Source organism: Vibrio sp. V30_P3S12P165 (assembly GCF_009904905.1).
GTDB classification, from domain to species: domain Bacteria; phylum Pseudomonadota; class Gammaproteobacteria; order Enterobacterales; family Vibrionaceae; genus Vibrio; species Vibrio fujianensis.
The window spans coordinates 51,230-70,720 of the sequence record NZ_WXWH01000036.1 but is presented as its reverse complement, the minus strand read 5'-3'; the positions used below and the strand labels follow the sequence as shown (position 1 = coordinate 70,720).

11 protein-coding genes and 3 pseudogenes are annotated in these 19,491 nt (G+C 44.4%); 5 read left to right on the top strand and 9 right to left on the bottom strand.

Translation table 11 applies throughout. The features are described 5' to 3' along the window. Positions 1-18 precede the first annotated feature (18 nt). The 4 genes and pseudogenes from pstB to CAG57_RS07580 form a co-directional block, all read right to left on the bottom strand. A complete protein-coding gene (pstB, locus tag CAG57_RS07590; protein WP_099611884.1) occupies positions 19-837 on the bottom strand; it encodes a phosphate ABC transporter ATP-binding protein PstB in 819 nt (272 codons plus the stop codon). 2 nt (positions 838-839) lie between these two features. Beyond that, positions 840-2,219, bottom strand: a pseudogene (gene pstA, locus CAG57_RS07585) (phosphate ABC transporter permease PstA); the annotation flags it as partial. Positions 2,220-2,281: 62 nt separating this feature from the next. Further along, positions 2,282-2,480 (bottom strand): annotated as a pseudogene (locus CAG57_RS16295) (phosphate ABC transporter permease PstA); the annotation flags it as partial. A gap of 12 nt (positions 2,481-2,492) precedes the next feature. Further along, the gene (locus CAG57_RS07580) at positions 2,493-4,688 is read right to left on the bottom strand and encodes an ABC transporter permease subunit (RefSeq protein WP_161427771.1); all 2,196 of its coding nucleotides are present in this window, start codon (positions 4,686-4,688) and stop codon (positions 2,493-2,495) included. A gap of 373 nt (positions 4,689-5,061) precedes the next feature. Here CAG57_RS07580 and ppk1 point away from each other — a divergent pair, with 373 nt between their 5' ends. Both ppk1 and ppx read left to right on the top strand, forming a co-directional pair. Then, positions 5,062-7,170 (top strand): polyphosphate kinase 1, encoded by a 2,109-nt coding sequence (gene ppk1 / locus CAG57_RS07575; RefSeq protein ID WP_161427523.1) that lies wholly within the window; start codon positions 5,062-5,064, stop codon positions 7,168-7,170. Continuing rightward, positions 7,148-8,671: an exopolyphosphatase gene (gene ppx / locus CAG57_RS07570; protein ID WP_161427524.1), complete on the top strand. Its 1,524-nt coding sequence runs from the start codon at positions 7,148-7,150 to the stop codon at positions 8,669-8,671. The genes ppk1 and ppx overlap by 23 nt, the downstream gene beginning before the upstream one ends. Before the next feature lie 19 nt (positions 8,672-8,690). Here ppx and CAG57_RS07565 read toward each other — a convergent pair whose 3' ends face one another. From CAG57_RS07565 to phoB, 3 genes are read right to left on the bottom strand one after another with little or no spacing between them, the layout of a single operon-like run. After that, entirely contained in the window at positions 8,691-9,644 is a 954-nt protein-coding gene (locus CAG57_RS07565; RefSeq protein ID WP_099611880.1) for a PstS family phosphate ABC transporter substrate-binding protein, read from the bottom strand. After that, a complete protein-coding gene (gene phoR, locus CAG57_RS07560) occupies positions 9,641-10,939 on the bottom strand; it encodes a phosphate regulon sensor histidine kinase PhoR (protein ID WP_099611879.1) in 1,299 nt (432 codons plus the stop codon). The genes CAG57_RS07565 and phoR overlap by 4 nt, the downstream gene beginning before the upstream one ends. Positions 10,940-10,960: 21 nt before the next feature. Next, positions 10,961-11,650, bottom strand: a complete 690-nt coding sequence (gene phoB, locus CAG57_RS07555; protein WP_099612034.1) for a phosphate regulon transcriptional regulator PhoB — start codon at positions 11,648-11,650, stop codon at positions 10,961-10,963. A 216-nt stretch (positions 11,651-11,866) separates the two neighbouring features. On the opposite strand from phoB, the gene rdgC reads away from it, so the two are divergent. The 3 genes from rdgC to CAG57_RS07540 all read left to right on the top strand — a co-directional run bounded on the left by rdgC (position 11,867) and on the right by CAG57_RS07540 (position 14,613). Continuing rightward, positions 11,867-12,781 (top strand): recombination-associated protein RdgC, encoded by a 915-nt coding sequence (gene rdgC, locus CAG57_RS07550; RefSeq protein WP_099611878.1) that lies wholly within the window; start codon positions 11,867-11,869, stop codon positions 12,779-12,781. Positions 12,782-12,955: 174 nt separating this feature from the next. Continuing rightward, entirely contained in the window at positions 12,956-14,356 is a 1,401-nt protein-coding gene (gene trhP, locus CAG57_RS07545; protein WP_099612033.1) for a prephenate-dependent tRNA uridine(34) hydroxylase TrhP, read from the top strand. A gap of 2 nt (positions 14,357-14,358) precedes the next feature. Beyond that, positions 14,359-14,613, top strand: a complete 255-nt coding sequence (locus CAG57_RS07540) for a YfhL family 4Fe-4S dicluster ferredoxin (RefSeq protein ID WP_099611877.1) — start codon at positions 14,359-14,361, stop codon at positions 14,611-14,613. Between the two features lie 42 nt (positions 14,614-14,655). Here CAG57_RS07540 and CAG57_RS07535 read toward each other — a convergent pair. Together CAG57_RS07535 and CAG57_RS07530 are read right to left on the bottom strand one after the other, a co-directional pair. Continuing rightward, a pseudogene (locus CAG57_RS07535) lies at positions 14,656-16,076 on the bottom strand (MDR family MFS transporter). Between the two features lie 138 nt (positions 16,077-16,214). Next, positions 16,215-19,481 carry an ExeM/NucH family extracellular endonuclease gene (locus CAG57_RS07530; protein ID WP_161428516.1) on the bottom strand — a complete coding sequence of 1,089 codons (3,267 nt, stop codon included), beginning with the start codon at positions 19,479-19,481 and terminating at the stop codon, positions 16,215-16,217. Between the last annotated feature and the right edge of the window lie 10 nt (positions 19,482-19,491).

Here is a 19,491-nt window from a genome sequence, read left to right as displayed (position 1 = left end):
TTCCTATCTGATGCTCAATTACCCGTATCGGCCCGTAATGTAGTCTTCGGTTTGTTTTTTCAATGGCGAAGTAAAGATCGAGTCCGTATCGGAATATTCGATAAGTTTGCCCATGTGAATAAATGCCGTATGATCGCTGACTCTAGCAGCTTGTTGCATATTATGCGTCACAATCACTACGGTATATTTGTTTTTTAATTCGTGGATCAATTCTTCAATTGTTAAAGTTGAGATCGGGTCTAACGCAGAAGTCGGCTCATCCAGTAACAACACCTCAGGCTCAATAGCAATCGCTCGTGCAATGACTAATCGCTGCTGTTGCCCCCCCGATAACCCAAAGGCATTCTCGTCCAAACGATGCTTCACCTCATCCCATAACGCCGCGGATCGTAACGCATGCTCCGCAGCATCATCAAGAATACGACTATTTTTGATCCCTTGTAAGCGTAACCCATAAATCACATTTTCATAAATAGACTTCGGGAAAGGATTAGGCCGCTGAAACACCATACCAACCCGACGACGCAAAGCCGGGACATCGACATTCGGGGCATAAACATTTTTGCCATGCAATCTCACCGCTCCTTCGATACGACAACCTTCAACCAAATCATTCATTCGATTGATGCAGCGCAGTAAAGTCGATTTTCCACAACCGGATGGGCCGATAAAAGCCGTGACTTGCCCTTTGGGAATACGCATCGAAATATCGTTTAACGCCTGCGCTTGCTGGTAATACAAACTCAACCCTTCAATAGCAATGGCGGTTTGCTGATCGGTTAAGTTATTCACATCCAAAGGAGGCTGATAACCTAATGTTTGAGTGGCAGAAAACATGCTTAATCTTGTCCTAACGTTCGGTATTTCTCTCGTAAATTATTGCGAATGTGTATCGCGGTTAAGTTTAAACTCACCACCACGGTCACCAATAGAAAGGCGGTGGCATACACTAAAGGGCGAGCCGCTTCAATGTTGGTCGTTTGAAAGCCTACATCATAAATATGAAAACCTAAATGCATAAACTTTCGCTCTAAATGCACAAAGGGAAATTCACCATCCACTGGTAAATTCGAAGCCAATTTTACCGCACCGACTAACATCAATGGGGCAACCTCTCCTGCGGCACGGGCAATCGCTAGAATCAATCCGGTGATGATCGCAGGGCTTGCCATCGGTAACACGATACGCCAAATCGTCTCAAACTGGGTTGCGCCTAACGCTAACGATCCGTGACGAACAGATGCTGGAATACGGGTTAAACCTTCTTCGGTTGTCACAATCACCACAGGTAGAGTCAATACCGCTAAGGTGAGCGAGGCCCATAATAGCCCCGGCGTACCAAAAGTGGGAGCAGGAAGGCGATCAGAATAAAATAGATTATCGATGCTCGAGCCAATGGTATAAACAAAAAAACCTAAACCAAATACCCCATACACAATTGAAGGAACTCCCGCTAGGTTAATTACGGCAACACGAATCAAGCGGGTAAACGGATTATCTTGCGCATATTCATGCAAATAAACGGCTGCAATCACTCCCAATGGCATGACAATAATAGACATTAGCAACACCAATAATACGGTTCCAAAAATGGCTGGAAAAACCCCACCTTCCGAATTAGACTCTCGCGGATTATCCGATAAAAAGCGCCATAATTGTTTTCCCCACTGACGCAGTTTTTGCCCATGATTCATATCGTTTGGATACCAGTAATCCAAAATATGACTGAGTGGAATACGAACGATTTCCCCCCCCATCTCTTCCACCAATAAGGCTTGGCTATCCAACTGCTGACGCCGTTGATCTAACGTCTGTTCAGCATCGAACAAGTCACGTTCAACTTGCTGAATTTGCTGTGAAAGAGTAGCTACCTCTTGTCCATTTTTAGGTTGCTTAAGTGCTTGTTGCTTTTTGATACGCAACCCTTCCAATTGATGACCAAGCGGACGAATCGATTGATGAACGAGATGATCAATTTGTGCTCTGATTTGTTGAGCCTCTGCAAATGCTTGAGCTAACCAATCAACAACCTCAATCGGATGCTGAGTATCTTCTGGCTCAAAACCGACCGGCTTACCAAAAAACTGTCCATCACGTGTACGCTCCATCACTAACCAACCCGAAGGCTGGATCGGTGCAGAAAGCTTACTGTCTAAAATTGAAATAAAATCCGCATCATAACGTTCACGATTAGCCACCTTAATGTTCAGCCGTTGTACCGGTCGCTCCTCATCACCTGCGGCGATACCCAGTTGATGCAAATGGTTAATAGAAATGGCTTCACTCGCATACAATTGCCCAATCAAACGTTGCCCTTGTTCAGTTTGCCATTGATAGAGAGGAGCAGGCCAAAAATAATTCAACCCTTTCCAGCCAATCAACAATAAAAGCATCAAAACAGAAATTAGGCTAATACTCACCGCACCGCCGGTTAACCATATCCAGGGCGTGCCAGTTTTAAATGCCTGTAACACTTTCATCACGCCTCCTGATCATAAAGAGCGATAGCGGGTGCGTAAGCGCTGACGCACCCACTCAGCTAATGAGTTAACTACAAAAGTAAACAGAAATAACAATAAAGCGGATAAGAATAAAATTCGGTAATGGGAACTCGCAACTTCAGACTCCGGCAATTCAACCGCAATATTAGCCGATAAGGTGCGCATTCCTTGCAAAATATTCCAGTCTAAAATAGGAGTATTCCCGGTAGCCATCAACACGATCATCGTTTCACCAACCGCTCTGCCCAATCCCATCATGACCGCAGAAAAAATCCCGGGGCTTGCCGTTAAAAGCACCACCCGAAGTAAGGTTTGCCAAGCGGTCGCTCCTAATGCTAACGATCCATCCGATAAATGCTTAGGAACAGAGAAAATCGCATCTTCAGCAATGGTAAAAATCGTCGGGATCACCGCAAACCCCATCGCCATCCCCACCACAAGCGCATTACGCTGGTCAAACCCCATCCCACGTTCTTGCAAATAAAGTAAAATATCACCGGCAAACAAGAGCTGCTCTAACTCTTGGCTATAGGCTAAAGTCAAACTCATGATCGCCAACAAGCACGGCATCAAAATTAAAGCATGCCATGCCGCTAGCCCTCGGCCGACCAAACGCTTAGGTATCCAAGCGCCAATCAGCCCTATCAACACGGTCGATAAAGGTAATATGATCAGCAGCAATACGACCGCTGTCAGATGGTTTTCAATAATAGGTGCAAGCCATAACCCCGCTAAAAAACCGATGATCACGGTGGGTAATGCTTCCATCAGTTCAATCGTCGGCTTGACCACACGGCGCATAGACGGTGCCATAAAATATGCGGTATAAATAGCAGCCAATACCGCAATCGGTACCGCAAAAAGCATCGCATAAAAAGCGGCTTTTAGTGTGCCAAAAGCAATTGGCACCAAGCTTAATTTGGCTTCAAAATCATTATCGGCTGAAGTGGATTGCCAAATAAACTCAGGCTCAGGATAACTTTCATACCAAACTTTACGCCATAACGAATGAAACGAAATTTCCGGATGAGGATTATCAACTTTGGCAACTTGTACACTTCCCGAACTAAACATGATCAAATAACGCTCGTTATTTGACATCGCGGCAAGGCGAGGAGCCTGTGGTAATACACGCTCAAATAACACCAATTTTTCACTGGTTGTATAATGGCTCTGCAGTGTGCCGTTAGGATAAAAGGTATAAAACCCTTTGCGGTTGGTGTCCGGTAGCAGCAACTGGATATGAGGAGCTAAATCAAAATGACGAATCGATGTTAACGTCCTTTTTCCATTTTCTAATACATCAAACCATTGACTCACCAAGCCATTATCATAAGTAACCAATAACGAATAAGCACCGGATAACAAGGTCATCGTTGACACGGTAAGCTCCGTTTGAGCTTGACTCAGATCCACCTGTTCACGTAATCGATAATGTGGCCCTTCTTGTTGAATAACCGATAATAAAGCGCCCTGGCGTAGATACAGTGTTTTTCCGTCCGGAGTCATCATTAACTGATCAAGATGTGAGTAACGCTGCGCTAATACGGCTTCTTGAACTAACGTTGAGCCTGCTGACACCGAACGAACCATCACTCGGCCATCACTGAGATAACTTGCAAAATAGGTATTCGCTTGTGTTACCGCAAAACTCAATAAACGAATCTTCTGCTCGGTGGGTGCAACAGTCATCCCTTCAGGAATCGCTCGAAACTCAAGTTGAGGAGTAAATCTTCGCCCTTGTTTTTCGACCGAATAATGGAAAAGAGGACGAGCAATTTGAGGTTGATACTGACTGTCTACGGTTAAAAACCAACCTTCTTGAGGGTTTCCCGGCACAATCCATTGCGGAGTAAACGGTAAGGTTTGCGCCCAAACCGGCTCGTTTGATGGCTGCAGTGACCAAAATTGGCTTTGCCCTTGTTGACCAACGACAAAAAAATGCTCACCGTAATCATCAATCGCTAAGATTTGAGGTTCAATATTAGCCAGCGCCTGTCGAGCAACATTCGGCTGAAGCTTTGCGTCACCAAACAAAGGTAGCGCCACCAAGGCTAGATAGACAAAAATTAAGATCAACGCCCCTAATACACTGACACCGCCACACGTTACAGCGAAGCGAATCATACGGTCTTTAATCAACCGTTTACGATCGCGTTCTTGTAATGAGAATTCGACGTAAGCCATGAATATCATCAATCCTTTTTTATTTCACTGGCTAAACACCAGAGTGACACACGTTTAGGGGCAATCATGGATGACACCTTTTGGACTTGCAGCTAAAGCGGTTAGCGACGTTCATGTTCTTCCATTGCTTCATTATCTCGCTTATGGCAATTGGCTCACTTGTCACCAACCTGCAACGCCAAGTTGCTGGGATATCATTGCGGTTTAACAACAAAATTCTATTTCAAATACGTGACAATTATATTACAGATCACAATAACCGACTGAAAATAAAACAACTCTACATACTAACGTGTTTTGCAATAAATGTGTCATATAACTTGCTTAGTTTGCATAAAATGAAAGTAACGAACCGTCGTGAAGGACAAGATGAATGAGCACGGAAAAGCTGTATATCGATAAAGAGTTAAGTTGGCTCTCGTTTAATGAACGCGTCTTACAAGAAGCCGCAGATAAAAGCGTTCCTTTAGTCGAAAGAATTCGGTTTTTAGGCATATTCTCCAATAACTTAGATGAATTTTACAAGGTACGTTTCTCAGATGTTAAAAGGCGCATTTTAATCCACCGAGAACAAGGGGTGAAAGACACCTCAAAGCATTTGTTAACACGGATGCAAAATAAAGCCTTTAAACTCAATCAAGACTTTGACAACCTCTATAATGACATCATTCTCGAAATGGCTCGGCGACGAATTTTTTTAGTCAATGAAACCCAGCTCGATAGCGTTCAACAACGGTGGATCAGTAAATATTTTTATAAACAGGTACTACCTCATATTACGCCTTTGCTGATGCGCGACGATATTGATGTTTTACAATTTCTAAAAGATGAATACGCCTATATTGCTGTGGACCTTAAAAAAGGTGAACACTCAAGCTATGCGCTTATTGAAATCCCGACCGATCATCTGCCTCGTTTTGTCATGGTACCCGAGCAAAAAGGCAAAGGGCGCAAAACGATTATTTTATTAGATAATATCATCCGCTACTGTTTAGACGACATTTTCCGTGGTTTTTTCGACTACGATACCCTCGCGGGCTATGCGATGAAAATGACTCGTGATGCGGAGTACGATTTAAGTCGAGAAGTCGAATACAGTTTATTAGAGCAGCTTTCCGAAGGGTTAAGCCAACGCTTAACCGCCATGCCTGTGCGCTTTGTCTATGAGCGAGAAATGCCACAGGCGATGCTCAATTTCCTATGTGAAAAACTGAAAATATCCCATTATGATAGTCTATTACCCGGTGGTCGCTACCATAACTTTAAAGACTTCATTGCCTTCCCGAATGTCGGACGTGACTACCTAGAAAACCGCCCTTTACCGCCGCTAAAATGTGCCGATTTCGATGGGTATCTCAATGCCTTTGATGCAATTCGAGCGCAAGATATTTTACTGCACTACCCTTATCATACCTTTGAACACATCACTGAACTCGTGCGGCAAGCCTCCTTTGACCCGAAGGTCATCAGCATAAAAATTAATATTTATCGCGTCGCAAAAGATTCACGATTAATGAACTCATTAATTGATGCCGTACATAATGGAAAACGCGTCGTGGTGGTGGTCGAACTACAAGCTCGGTTTGATGAAGAAGCCAATATTGAGTGGTCTCGCGTACTCACAGAAGCAGGAGTTAACGTCATCTTTGGTGTCCCAGGGATGAAAATTCACGCTAAATTACTGTTGATTACTCGTCGGGAAGAGAAAGAACTCATCCGCTACGCCCATATTGGCACCGGAAATTTTCATGAAAAAACCGCACGTATTTATACTGACTTCTCGCTACTTACCGCAGATAAAGAACTCACCAGTGAAGTCCGTAACGTCTTTGGTTATATTGAAAATCCATTTCGCCCAGTTAAATTTAACCATTTGTTAGTTTCTCCACGCAATAGCCGAACGCAGTTGTATCGATTAATTGATGCCGAAATCGCCAATGCTAAACAAGGCAAAAAAGCCGAAATTATCATTAAAGTCAATAACTTAGTCGATAAGGGGTTGATCAATAAACTGTATGGTGCAAGTAGCTCTGGTGTTCACATTAAAATGATTATTCGTGGAATGTGTTCACTCGTTCCCGGTGTCACGGGTGTCAGTGATAACATCTCTATCATCAGTATTGTTGATCGCTTCTTAGAACACCCGCGAGTGCTCATTACTCACAACGAGGGGAATCCATTAGTCTATATTTCATCCGCTGACTGGATGACGCGTAACCTCGATCATAGAATCGAGGTGACCGCTCCAGTGCGAGATGCTCGCTTAAAACAGCGAATTATCGATATCCTCAATATCCAGTTTACCGATACGGTAAAAGCTCGCGTTATCGACAAAGAAATGAGCAATCGCTATGTCAAACGGGGCAATCGTAAGAAAATTCGCTCACAATTAGCAATTTATGACTATCTTAAACAGATAGAAAGAGAGACGCGCAAAAGCAAAGGACACCTAGAGCAGCATGAATACAGCACCACTAGATAACGTCTTAGAACCACCAACAAGCCGTGAAATCGCTGCGATTGATCTAGGCTCAAATAGTTTTCATATGGTGGTCGCAAAAGTCGTCGAGCAAGATTTGCAACTGATCAGTCGCCATAAACAACGTGTTCGTTTAGCCGCTGGCCTCGATGAACAAAAAAACTTAGATCATGCTGCCATGGAGCGAGGGCTTGAGTGTTTAGCCATGTTTGCTGAACGCCTGCAAGGCTTTACTTCTGATAATGTACGCATTGCTGCAACCCATACGCTTCGCCAAGCCAATAACGCACACCTTTTTTTACAGCGTGCCCGTGATGTGATCCCATTCCCGATCGAAATCATCCCTGGTAGTGAAGAAGCTCGCCTGATTTATCTCGGTGTCGCCCATACTCAACCCCAAGCTGACTCAATGTTAGTCATCGATATTGGTGGAGGAAGCACAGAGCTGGTGATAGGAAAGGGCTTTGAAGCAGAGTTAGTCAATAGTAAACAAATGGGGTGTGTCAGCTATACCGAGCGTTTTTTTACCAATGGTAAGCTTTCCAAGAAAAAATTTGCTCAAGCGATTCTAGCCGCAGAGCAAAAACTCGAATCTATCGCCAGTAAATACCGCAAAAAAGGCTGGCAAGTCGCGTTTGGCTCATCGGGAACCATCAAAGCCATCAATGAAGTGTTGGCCGGGTTAGGTGCCGAAGATGGCATCATCACCCAGCAACGATTAAATAAACTGACCGATAAACTATGTGAGTGGCACCATATTGATGAAATTCAATTGGAAGGCCTCACCGAGGATAGAAAACCGGTATTTGCCGCAGGGGTTGCTATCTTAACCGCCATTTTTAGCGCCTTGAACATGAAAGCAATGAATTTTTCCGATGGCGCATTGCGCGAAGGCCTACTGTATGAAATGGAAGAGCGCTTTAAATACACCGATATCCGGCTTCGTACCACCGAACACCTTGCCAGCAAACACCTAGTCGACTTAGAGCATGCCGCTAAAGTCAAAGGCTATGCCAAAGAGTTTCTCGCTCAAGTGAGCGAGAGTTTAGGCTTAAAACATAACAGTGAGCTATTTTCTCTTTTGGAATGGGCAGCCTTGTTGCATGAAGTCGGGTTAAGCATCAATTTACAAGCGTTTCACCGCCACTCAGCTTATATCTTACAGCACACCAATATGCCTGGGTTTAATAGTGAGCAGCAACGTGTACTCGCTACGCTAGCCCGCTTTCAACGTAAAGCGCTCAAATTGGGAGAAATGAGTGAGTTTAGCTTATTTAAGAAAAAGCATATTATTGGCTTAATTCAGGTTTTACGTTTAGCCATTGTGGTTAATGGTCAGCGAAATGATGATCCACTCCCGGATCTGCGTTTAATTGTTGACGATGGTGAATGGCAGTTATCCAGCACTGAAAACCACTGGTTAGAAAACAATAAACTTCTGCACGCCGATCTAATTTGTGAGCAGGCATATTGGCGTCACGTTGGCTGGACTCTAACCTTTTAAAGGAGCAACAGCACACCGACTACTTAATACCGACTTTCGCCAACTCTTGTTCAGCCAACTGAGCAGAAATCGGTAAGTAACCATCTTTACTGACTAATGCTTGCCCTTGTTTGGAAAAAATAAAACGAATAAATTCACGTTCAACTGGGGTTAAAGGGCGTGCTGGATGCTTATTAATATACACATACAAGTAACGTGAGAGCGGATAACGACCGGATAAAATATTATCGAGCGTCGGATCAACATAGTCACGCCCCTGCCGAGCAACAGGAATTAACCTCACGCCAGAAACGCGATATCCAACGCCTGAATAACCAAGTGTATTGATCGATGAAGCCACCGCCTGCACAACCGATGCCGAACCGGGTTGCTCATTCACATTTGCTTTAAAATCCCCACCACACAAAGCTTGTTGTTTAAAGTAGCCGTAGGTTCCAGACACTGAATTACGTCCAAATAGTTGCATACGACGCTTAGCCCAAGGAAAAGAAAGCCCTAACTGTGACCAATTTTCTACCGATTGACTCGCACCACAGCGTAAGGTACTGGAAAAAATACGGTCAAGCTGAGCAAAGTTAAGCCCTTCGATTGGATTATCACGATGAACAAATAGACCCACCGCGTCAATGGCCACTCGTAACTCGGTCGGTTGGTATCCGTAGGCTCGCTCAAACGCCTCAATTTCTCGATTTCGCATTGGGCGGCTCATGGGGCCAAATTGTGCCGTTCCTTCGGTTAATGCAGGGGGCGCGGTAGAGGATCCGGAGGCTTGTACTTGCGCATTAACATTCGGATATAACCGATTAAACTCTTCTACCCATAAGGTCATCACCCCCGCTAAAGTATCAGATCCGACCGACAGTAAACTCCCAGCAACCCCGCTTGTTTTCTGATAGCTAGTCAGCTCCTGACCATACCCCAGACTAGTTTGCAGGCTCAAAAAAACCAATATCAGTAATCGACCCAATCTCATCGCACCACCAAGCGCTTCGGTAAAACAAAAGAAAAACGGCTTCCGACCCCCACTTCACTGTGAATATCTAAATGCGAATCATGGTGAGATAATGCATGCTTCACAATTGCCAACCCTAAGCCACTGCCTCCGGTATCACGAGAACGTGCTTTATCGACCCGATAAAAACGCTCAGTTAAGCGGTGCAAATGTTGTGGCTCAATACCTTCACCCGTGTCTTGCACTTCAAGACAAGCCCCCTGTGAACTTTCAAACCAGCGCACATTGATTTCAGCACCCGGTGGGGTATATTTCACCGCGTTATACACTAAGTTAGATATCGCACTGCGTAGCTGATCGTCATCTGCCAATACTTTTAATTGCTTGTCGACCACAAAATGAATCTTGTGAGCATGCTCTCCACTTAAACTTACCGCTTCTTTTTCCAGCACTTCGAGCATCGTAGGCACATCGACCACTTGATCTAATTCATGAATGGGCGAAGCTTCTATTTTCGATAAAGTCAGCAATTGATTCACCAAACTCGACATTCGATTCAACTGTTCAGTCATCACACCATGCGCTTTAGTCCACATCGGCCCAACCAGTAAATCGGGATCTTCGGTCATCTCCAAATACCCTTGCAAAACCGTCATCGGCGTGCGTAATTCATGAGAAACGTTAGCAAAAAAGTTGCGCCGCATGCCCTCTAATTGCTTTAACTGAGTCACATCACGCACCACCATCAAATGTTCTCCTTCGGTATAAGGGACAATACGCAATTCAAGTGATCGCTCGACATTAAGGGGAGAACGCATAGTCAGCGGTTCAGAAAAGTCATCTTTTGTTAAATATTTAATGAAATCGGGCGTACGAATCAAGTTGGTGATTGGCTGCCCTGCATCATCTGGCCAACGAAAGCCAAGCAGATACTGCGCTAAGCGGTTACACCACACAATATTGCCTTCCGAACGAAAAACCACCACGGCATCAGGTAATGATTCAGCCCCATTGCGAAAACGACGAATTAAATTGGTGAGTTCTTTGCGTTTTTTGCGCTGACGTTGCTGCAAACGGTAAATGCCATTAAACAGCGATTCCCAGTTACCAGACCCCGAGGGAGGGGTTAAGCGCTTCTCATCCCATAACCAAGCAGAAAAACGCACTTGGTTGTGCAAATGCCAAACCAGTTGCAACACTGTTGCCGCCAGCAGCAACCAAGGCATATGGCCAAAAAACCACCCGACCACCACCCAAGGCAGATAAAAAAAAGCCAGCTCCCAAGCCAGCTTCTTCCAAGTCAAACGCTCAACCATAATACTCCATCGTTGATCTTATTAAGCTTTTATTGAAAAACGATAACCTGCGCCACGTACCGTTTGAATCAGTTTATCGTGCCCCGCCTCTTCCAACGCTTTACGTAAACGCCGAATATGCACATCGACCGTTCTATCTTCCACATAGACATTAGTGCCCCAGATGTTATTCAGCAATTGCTCACGGCTATACACCCGCTCTTGGTGGGTCATAAAAAAGTGTAGCATCTTAAATTCTGTTGGCCCCATCTCCAACGGCTGATCATTGGCGGTCACCCGATGCGAAACCGGATCTAACTTCAGCCCTTGCACATCAATCACCTCTTCCAACGCCGTTGGCGTAACTCGGCGAATGACCGCTTTTAACCGAGCCACAAGCTCTTTAGGTGAAAAAGGTTTGGTGATGTAATCATCTGCGCCCACTTCCAAACCACGAACTTTATCTTCTTCTTCACCACGCGCCGTTAACATCACAACCGGAATATTTCGGGTAAGCTCTTCTCGCTTCATGTGTTTAATAAAGTTTATACCACTGCCCCCCGGTAACATCCAATCAAGCAGCACAAGGTCTGGAAACGGTTCGGCTAATTTACTGACCGCGGTATCGTAATCTTCTGCTTCCACCGCCTGATAGCCTTTTTGTTCAAGAACAAAGCACAGCATTTCACGAATCGGCGCTTCGTCTTCAACCACCAGAATCCTTCTCGACATAATTAAATAACCTTTGTTATTAATCAACATTATGCATTATGGGAAATATTTATGACACTTTTGTGACCATTGCAAACAAATTTTAATATAAACGTCACCAATTCAGTTCCATGTGACACAAAACCAATCCTCTGTGGTTTTTTCACAATTCGGTAAGACTTTAAGTTGAAAATCCCCTATGATGACAAAATTTTCAACAAGAGAAAGAAGGGTAATATGTGGTTTAAAAACTGTATGGTTTATCGTGTGAATCGTGATATCCAGTTCAATGCCGATCAACTGGAACAGCAACTGGCCGAGTTTCGTTTTACCCCCTGCTCCAGCCAAGATAAACAAAAATTTGGCTGGGTCCATGCACTGGGTAAACATGGCGACATGATGACCCATGTTAGTGAAGATCGCATTTTGATCTGTGCGAAAAAAGAAGAAAAAATGTTACCCGCATCGGTGATCAAAGAGTCGTTAAGTGCCAAAGTTGAAAGTCTGGAGGTCGAAGAAGGCCGCCCACTGAAGAAAAAAGAAAAAGACAACTTAAAAGAAGAGATCGTCATCGATCTGCTGCCGCGAGCGTTTAGCCGTAGCCACTATACGTACGTTTTAATTATGCCTAAAGCGGGCCTGGTTCTCGTTGATGCGAGTAGTTATAAAAAAGCCGAAGACGTGCTAGCACTACTGCGTAAAACCATGGGCAGTTTACCGGTGGTGCCTGCGATCCCTGAAGTTGCGGTGGAAACCACCATGACTCAATGGGTTAAAGAAGGCAACTTGCCACAGGGCTTTAACTTACTTGATGAAGCTGAGCTAAAATCCATTCTTGATGATGGTGCGACCATTCGTTGTAAGAAACAAGAGCTATCGAGTGATGAGATCCTCAGCCATATTCAGGCCAACAAAGTAGTCACTAAACTTGCGCTCAACTGGCAAGATAGAATTAGCTTTATTCTAGCAGACGACTGTAGCTTGAAACGCTTAGCCTTCAGTGATGAGCTGAAAGATCAAAATGAAGATATCCCCAGAGACGATCAAGCCGCTCGCTTTGATGCCGATTTCTCATTAATGTGTGGTGAATTTTCGGTATTTCTTCCTAATTTATTTGACGTACTCGGCGGGCTTCCTCACGCTGACGCTTAATGTCAATTCAGGCTCTTGCAACCAAGAGCCTCTCCTTTGTGATGATTTTTCTTTATTCGCTCGCTTTCTCTCGCGAACTATAGTCAGGCTATGCTTTTTAGCGTAAAATTTGCGCCTTTTCCAATACCATCAGGTGGTATTGGCCTGACTTGAGATCAGATTGAGAAACAAATGATGAGTATAAAAACCCCCTTCGTTCCAGAGCTACTGTCACCAGCGGGTAGCCTTAAAAATATGCGTTATGCCTTTGCCTATGGTGCTGATGCCGTCTATGCTGGCCAGCCTCGCTATAGCTTACGGGTGCGTAATAACGAATTTAACCACGAAAACCTACAAATCGGCATTAACGAAGCGCATGCTCAAGGTAAGAAGTTCTATGTGGTATGTAATATTCAGCCCCATAACTCCAAATTAAAAACCTTTATTCGTGACTTAAAGCCGGTCATTGATATGGGCCCAGATGCATTAATTATGTCTGATCCCGGCCTGATTATGATGGTTAGAGAAGCCTTCCCAGAAATGGCGATTCACCTCTCGGTACAAGCCAATGCCGTCAACTGGGCAACCGTGAAATTTTGGTCAACTCAAGGGGTTGAACGGGTGATTTTATCGCGTGAACTCTCTTTAGAAGAAATTGAAGAGATTCGTGAAAAATGCCCAGAGATGGAGATCGAAATTTTTGTTCATGGCGCACTGTGCATGGCCTATTCTGGTCGCTGCCTTCTTTCGGGTTACATCAATAAACGCGATCCAAACCAAGGCACTTGCACCAATGCTTGCCGTTGGGAATACAAAGTTGAGCAAGGCAAAGAAGATGAGACTGGACAAATTGTTGAACAATTCGATCCCAACGCGGCTCAACCGATTGAAGTGCAGAGCGAACGCCCAGACAATACCATTGGGTTAGGTAAGCCAAGTGATGAAGTGGTTTTGCTTTCAGAAAGCCATCGTCCAGATGAAAAAATGGCCGCCTATGAAGATGAACATGGCACTTACATCATGAACTCGAAAGACTTACGCGCAGTACAACACGTTGAGCGCTTAACTCAAATGGGCGTGCATTCTTTAAAAATTGAAGGCCGTACCAAGTCGTTCTACTACTGCGCTCGGACGGCGCAAGTGTATCGCAAAGCGATTGATGATGCGGTAGCCGGCAAACCATTTGATGAAAGTTTAATGGGAACCCTTGAGAGCTTAGCGCATCGCGGTTATACCGAAGGTTTCTTGCGCCGCCATACCCATGATGCTTATCAAAATTACGACTATGGTTACTCGGTCTCTGACAGCCAACAGTTTGTCGGTGAGTTTACCGGAAAACGTCGTGGCCACCTGGCTGAAGTTGAAGTGAAGAACAAATTCTGCGTCGGTGATAGCCTAGAATTGATGACACCGAAAGGCAATGTCGTCTTTACCCTTGAAAGTATGGAAAACCGTAAAGCCGAATCTATTGATGATGCAAAAGGTAACGGTCACTTTGTGTTTATTCCGGTACCAGACGATTTGAACCTTGACTATGCTCTACTGATGCGCAACTTAAACGTCGGTCAAGATACGCGTAATCCAACAGGTAAATAATTATGGCGCTTTTGATCACAGCCAAATGCACTAACTGTGACATGTGTGAACCGGAATGCCCAAACCATGCGATTTCGATGGGGGATGATCTTTATCAGATCAACCCCGATTTATGTACTGAATGCAAAGGGCATTACGACAAGCCAACGTGTCAATCGGTTTGTCCTATCACCAATTGCATTATCACTGACCCCGAGCATATTGAAACCGAAGAACAGCTATTAGAAAAATTCGTCGTGATTCAAGGCCTTGCTTAATAAAAGCCCCAGACATAAGGTTCTGGGGTTTATTTTATCCAGCTAACTATAATCATCCAATTGAATGTGCGGTGCACGCAGCGCATTCAGCACACATAAAAATGCCAAACCTGCCGCCAATAAATACCCCGTTTGAAAAGCGTGAATAATCACCGATTGTGGGGTATCTAATAATGTTTGCAACGAACTTTGTGCATTAAAACCGGGGATTTGTGAGTAAATCAAACTGCCAAATACCGCCGTTCCTACTGATGCCCCCAGTGAACGTGACAGGGCTGCCATTGAAGTGATTCGTCCTAAACTCTCTCTGCCAGCGAGGGTTTGAATCAGCACTTGCGTTGAAGGCATCACCGAACCTAGCCCCAGCCCACAACAACATGCCAGTCCACTGACCCAATAAGGTGTAGGATCTATCATGGCGAGCAGAAAAAAGCCCAAACCAGTGATCGACATCCCCACCACAGGTAACCACTTCGGTACTCCCGTGTAGGCAATGGTTTTGCCTGTGATATAAGAACCACTGATTATTCCTGCAGAAAGTGGCATTAACAGTAGCCCCGCTCTCGCGGCATTCACCCCTAGCCCAACTTGTAAAAAAATAGGTAGGAAAAACACCAAAGCAAACAAACAAGCCGCAAATAAAAAAGTCGAAATAAGAGGAATATAAATTTCTTTGCGCACTAAAAGTGCTAAAGGTAAAAACGAATGTTTCACCGAGTGTTGTTGCCAGATGAACACCAGTAGTAACCCGAGAAACACCCCGAGTAAGGTCAGGCTAAGTAAAGAGCCCCACGCAAAATAGTGCCCTCCCGCAGACAACCAATAAATAATCACCGTCATTAAACTCGGAAATAGGATTAGTCCGAAAAAATCAATTTCGGTTTTCTGCGCCTTATTCACGGTTGAAGTCAATTTCGATAAACGATAAATCGCAACGCCAATCAAAGGTAGGTTAATCCAAAATAACCAATGCCAGGTTAAATAAGTGACGATCACGCCTCCCATCACCGGCCCACCAATACTGGCTAAAGCAAATAAGGAAGAAAAATAACCTTGGAAGCGTGCGCGTTGGCGCGGAGCCACTAACTCCCCAATTAAGGCTTGTGATAGGCTCATTAACCCCCCACTGCCCAACCCTTGAATAATTCGCCCTGCTACCAGCCATTGCATGTGACCAGCCAGCGCACTCACCACCGAGCCCCCACCAAAAATGATTAACGCAATCGTCAGCATTTTCTTACGACCGTATTGATCGCCCAGCCAGCCGTAAATAGGAACCGAGGCCGCCCCCGCCAACATATAGCCCACTGCAATCCATGAAGAAAGCTGCATATCTCCCAGATCACTGACGATTGCAGGGGTTGCCGTTGCTAATAATGTTTGATCCACCGCCGCCAAAAACATCGGCAAAAAAACAATCGTAAAAATACTTAAAAAGGTTTTTTATCAACAAGCTGAGACATGAATGCTTACAATTGTGCGAACCATGGACTCATCATATAGCGGAAAAAGACAAAACCAAAGCTCCTCAGCCTCTATGCCGCATAAATAGAAAAAGCCGCTCTATCCAAGAGCGGCTTATAAATAACAAGATTACTCAGTTAGTGTGTACGGCGAGAGCGACGTAACCAGCCAAATGTCAGTAAAGACAAGAGGCCAAAGCCACCCAGTGAGCCACCTGAACCTGAGCCATCATAGCTTGGCACAGCAACTTTACCCGTACTGATACCATCGGTTTTAGCAACTTCAATTGTCATTTCTTTACTAGAACCAGCCACTTCAGACCAAGTTACTTCAGCGTCATTGGCTTTCGTAACGGCTTGATCATCTTCAACATCTTGACGCATTAGATACATGCGAACGGTGTATTCACCACGTGGTAAATTCGCCACGTTAAAACTTACCGTTTGAAGGCCATCTTTTTTCAAGCCAACCACAGGGATCTGAGGTTTATCATTTGATTTCAAACCGCTCGTGATGACTAAATAAGCTTTATCGTCTTTTTTAGCATCGGCATTGACAACAAATGGAATATCGACGCGGCTACTATCAATGGTAAAGCGCACTGGCTGTGAACCTGGTTCAGCATATTTATACGATAACGCCATAATCACAGGATCATGATCCGATGAACGGAAAGCGGTGACTTTGGGCGCACTGTAATCTTTATCAGTACCGTGGAAAACACCAGGATTGTTACCAGCATTTCGTTTTTGGTAATCAAACAGCGGAGTTTCTGAACTGTTAATGTTCCAGTCAATTGCATCCACCACGCGTGATTTCAAACCAGGGCTAACCAACATATGGTCTAATGAGCCAATTTCGTCATTGTATGAATAACTCCAACTGGGTTGACGACCATATTTTTCATCCATCATATGTACAGCGTGAGAGTAACCGAAACTGCGCTTAATCACCGCACCATCAGAACCAAATTGAGGCTGGTTACCAATCCAAGTATCACGAGCCGCTTTCAAAGTTTTATTGTCTGGATTACTCATAAGCACGAGCATTGGGTCTTCATGAGCATAGGAGTTGAGGTCACCCATAATGATGCGATCATTATCTGGATAACGTTTTTCTAGTTGCTCGCCCAACTGAACCGCTCCCGCAATACGGAAGTTTTCACAGTTGCCTTGCTTATCGACATCAATAGGATTGTTCTTATAATCCTTAACTTGGAAGTCTTCCCAACACGCCGAACCTTTTGATTTTAAATGGTTGACTGAAACCGTTAGTTTTTTACCGGTATTGTGTACTAAGAAGGTTCCCGTTAACGAATCACGTTGGTAAGCTCGACCACTGCCGATCAATTCGCCTTTACCATTGGTGATCACATTACCATTATCGTCTGTCAATGCGGGGGCTTCTTGACGCGGCATAGGAATAATATCCACCTCTTCCAAGGTCACCTTACTCGGACGATAAATCAAACCGGTAGTAATCGCATCAGAACCTACGGTATCTTCTGCCGTGATCATTCGATCACCATTGGTATCAAAAGCAACAAAGGTATAGCGATTGCCTACGTAGTTGTCATAATGTCTTTTGGAATAACGATCTTCGGTATACTTATCGTTCAGAGCATCAACCAACTCTTTAACCGCACCATAGTGTCCAAAACCATTATTCTCTATTTCCATTAAACCAATAACATCAGCATTCATGCCATATAGCGCTTCAACTAATTTGGCTTTTTGCAGCTCAAATTCCACTTGACTCTCTGCGCCACGATTTAATCCATGAGAGTTATAGTCCCCTTTAAATGGCGAGTTGAAAAAGTTCAATACGTTTTTCGAGCCCACGCGTAATACAAACTCATCGGCAGCCACATTGGTTTGTAAACTCGGTTTGTTTTGTCGCGCACTATTATTTGATTTAAAGTTTGCTTTTGTGACAGTAAAATCACTGCTTTCTGGCAAAATCAATCGGTATTCATTATAGCTATAATCTAAGACACCGCGCATATCCACAACACTGTCATTGACTCGAATTGCGTTGGCGTTTGGATTGGTATTCCAAGCTGGGAAGTAAGGAATTTGTCCGTCTTTTGCCTTCGCATCACTTTCAACAAATACTCGGCGGTCTTGGTTTTCACGTATTGCGGCTTTTGATGCTTCAGAGCCAGCGGCGGCTAACTGGTTCGGATGCATATTGGGCCGTTCATAGGCAATCACCATGTTGCTTCTTCGCGGAGCATAATCAAAACTAAAGGTGCGGCTGACCCGCATATCTTGTTTACCCTCTAGCTCAGAATTCATATCTTCCGGCAAAGTAACTAACATCCCTTCATAACGCTCTAGTGTTGCACGGAAGGACAATTTTCCATCTTCAGTGTCCAATTCAGGAATCACAGTAATAGGGGTTGGAGCGATTTGATTGACCGTTGCGTCCATCACTTGGAATTTATTGACGGTGGTTTTCAGCTGAGTACGGCCATAAGACTCTTCAACTCGACCTTGGAAACATAAGGTTTGCCCTACATGCTCGTCTTTTGCCCCTGAAAAGGTCACCAGTAGCCCATCAGAGGTTTTAGCGTTGCCATCACCATCTTTATCTTGGATGTAATAACCTTTGGTCAAGCCAGTGGTTGCTGCCACCACCACACCTTGAACAAAATACTCGTCATCACTGATGTATTTTTTATTCTCGACATCGACCATAGGTGAATGCCAGCCATCACCCTGAATCGCATACGTTGGTGTCAGAGTCTGTCCTTCACAAACACCGACTTCCGGTTCTGGAGGAATAATTGCGCCGGATAATCCAGAGCCTAAACCTTCTGGTGAATCTTTGGCCGATAAATTCCACTCATCCGCTTTAAAGACCGCACTTGGTTTAGACTCATTACCGGTATTACGTACGAAGGTCTGATCAACGCCCCATTTTTCACCAGAGATGCCGACAATATCATGCGTTTTGCTGCGATATTCAGCTTTCTTTGCCTCATCATCAATTCTGCAATCAGATTCATCACCACAAGATGGAGTAATCGGATAAGCAATAAATAAGGCATCATCACCATTAAAGCTAACATCAGCCACTTTAAGTTTGGCACCAGCAGGAATAGTCGATGCAATATCCGCATTCAGATCTTTATGGTGGATAACAATTGAGGCTCCGGCAGCCAATGTAACACCATTGAGGCGGTTAATTTCTTGAAAGTAGGTACCACCATTGCCATCCATATATAAGGCGGTATTTTCAAAGGTATGCGCATCACTACCCACATTGGTAATTTCAATCGCTTTATTAAAGCCCGATCCTTCAAGATAACGTGCAATAACAATATCATTAATATCGGCAAACGCGGGGGCGGCCAATGAGCTACCAACCGCTAATGCCAGGAGAGACATTTTATGTTTCATAAGTATATCC

Excerpts from the sequence above, each read along its gene's own strand:
- pstB (WP_099611884.1), bottom strand. The coding sequence starts at position 837 with ATGTTTTCTGCCACTCAAACATTAGGTTATCAGCCTCCTTTGGATGTG.
- CAG57_RS07530 (WP_161428516.1), bottom strand. The coding sequence starts at position 19,481 with ATGAAACATAAAATGTCTCTCCTGGCATTAGCGGTTGGTAGCTCATTG.
- CAG57_RS07540 (WP_099611877.1), top strand. The coding sequence starts at position 14,359 with ATGGCGCTTTTGATCACAGCCAAATGCACTAACTGTGACATGTGTGAA.
- CAG57_RS07565 (WP_099611880.1), bottom strand. The coding sequence starts at position 9,644 with ATGAGATTGGGTCGATTACTGATATTGGTTTTTTTGAGCCTGCAAACT.
- ppx (WP_161427524.1), top strand. The coding sequence starts at position 7,148 with ATGAATACAGCACCACTAGATAACGTCTTAGAACCACCAACAAGCCGT.
- phoR (WP_099611879.1), bottom strand. The coding sequence starts at position 10,939 with ATGGTTGAGCGTTTGACTTGGAAGAAGCTGGCTTGGGAGCTGGCTTTT.
- CAG57_RS07580 (WP_161427771.1), bottom strand. The coding sequence starts at position 4,688 with ATGGCTTACGTCGAATTCTCATTACAAGAACGCGATCGTAAACGGTTG.
- ppk1 (WP_161427523.1), top strand. The coding sequence starts at position 5,062 with ATGAGCACGGAAAAGCTGTATATCGATAAAGAGTTAAGTTGGCTCTCG.
- phoB (WP_099612034.1), bottom strand. The coding sequence starts at position 11,650 with ATGTCGAGAAGGATTCTGGTGGTTGAAGACGAAGCGCCGATTCGTGAA.
- rdgC (WP_099611878.1), top strand. The coding sequence starts at position 11,867 with ATGTGGTTTAAAAACTGTATGGTTTATCGTGTGAATCGTGATATCCAG.
- trhP (WP_099612033.1), top strand. The coding sequence starts at position 12,956 with ATGAGTATAAAAACCCCCTTCGTTCCAGAGCTACTGTCACCAGCGGGT.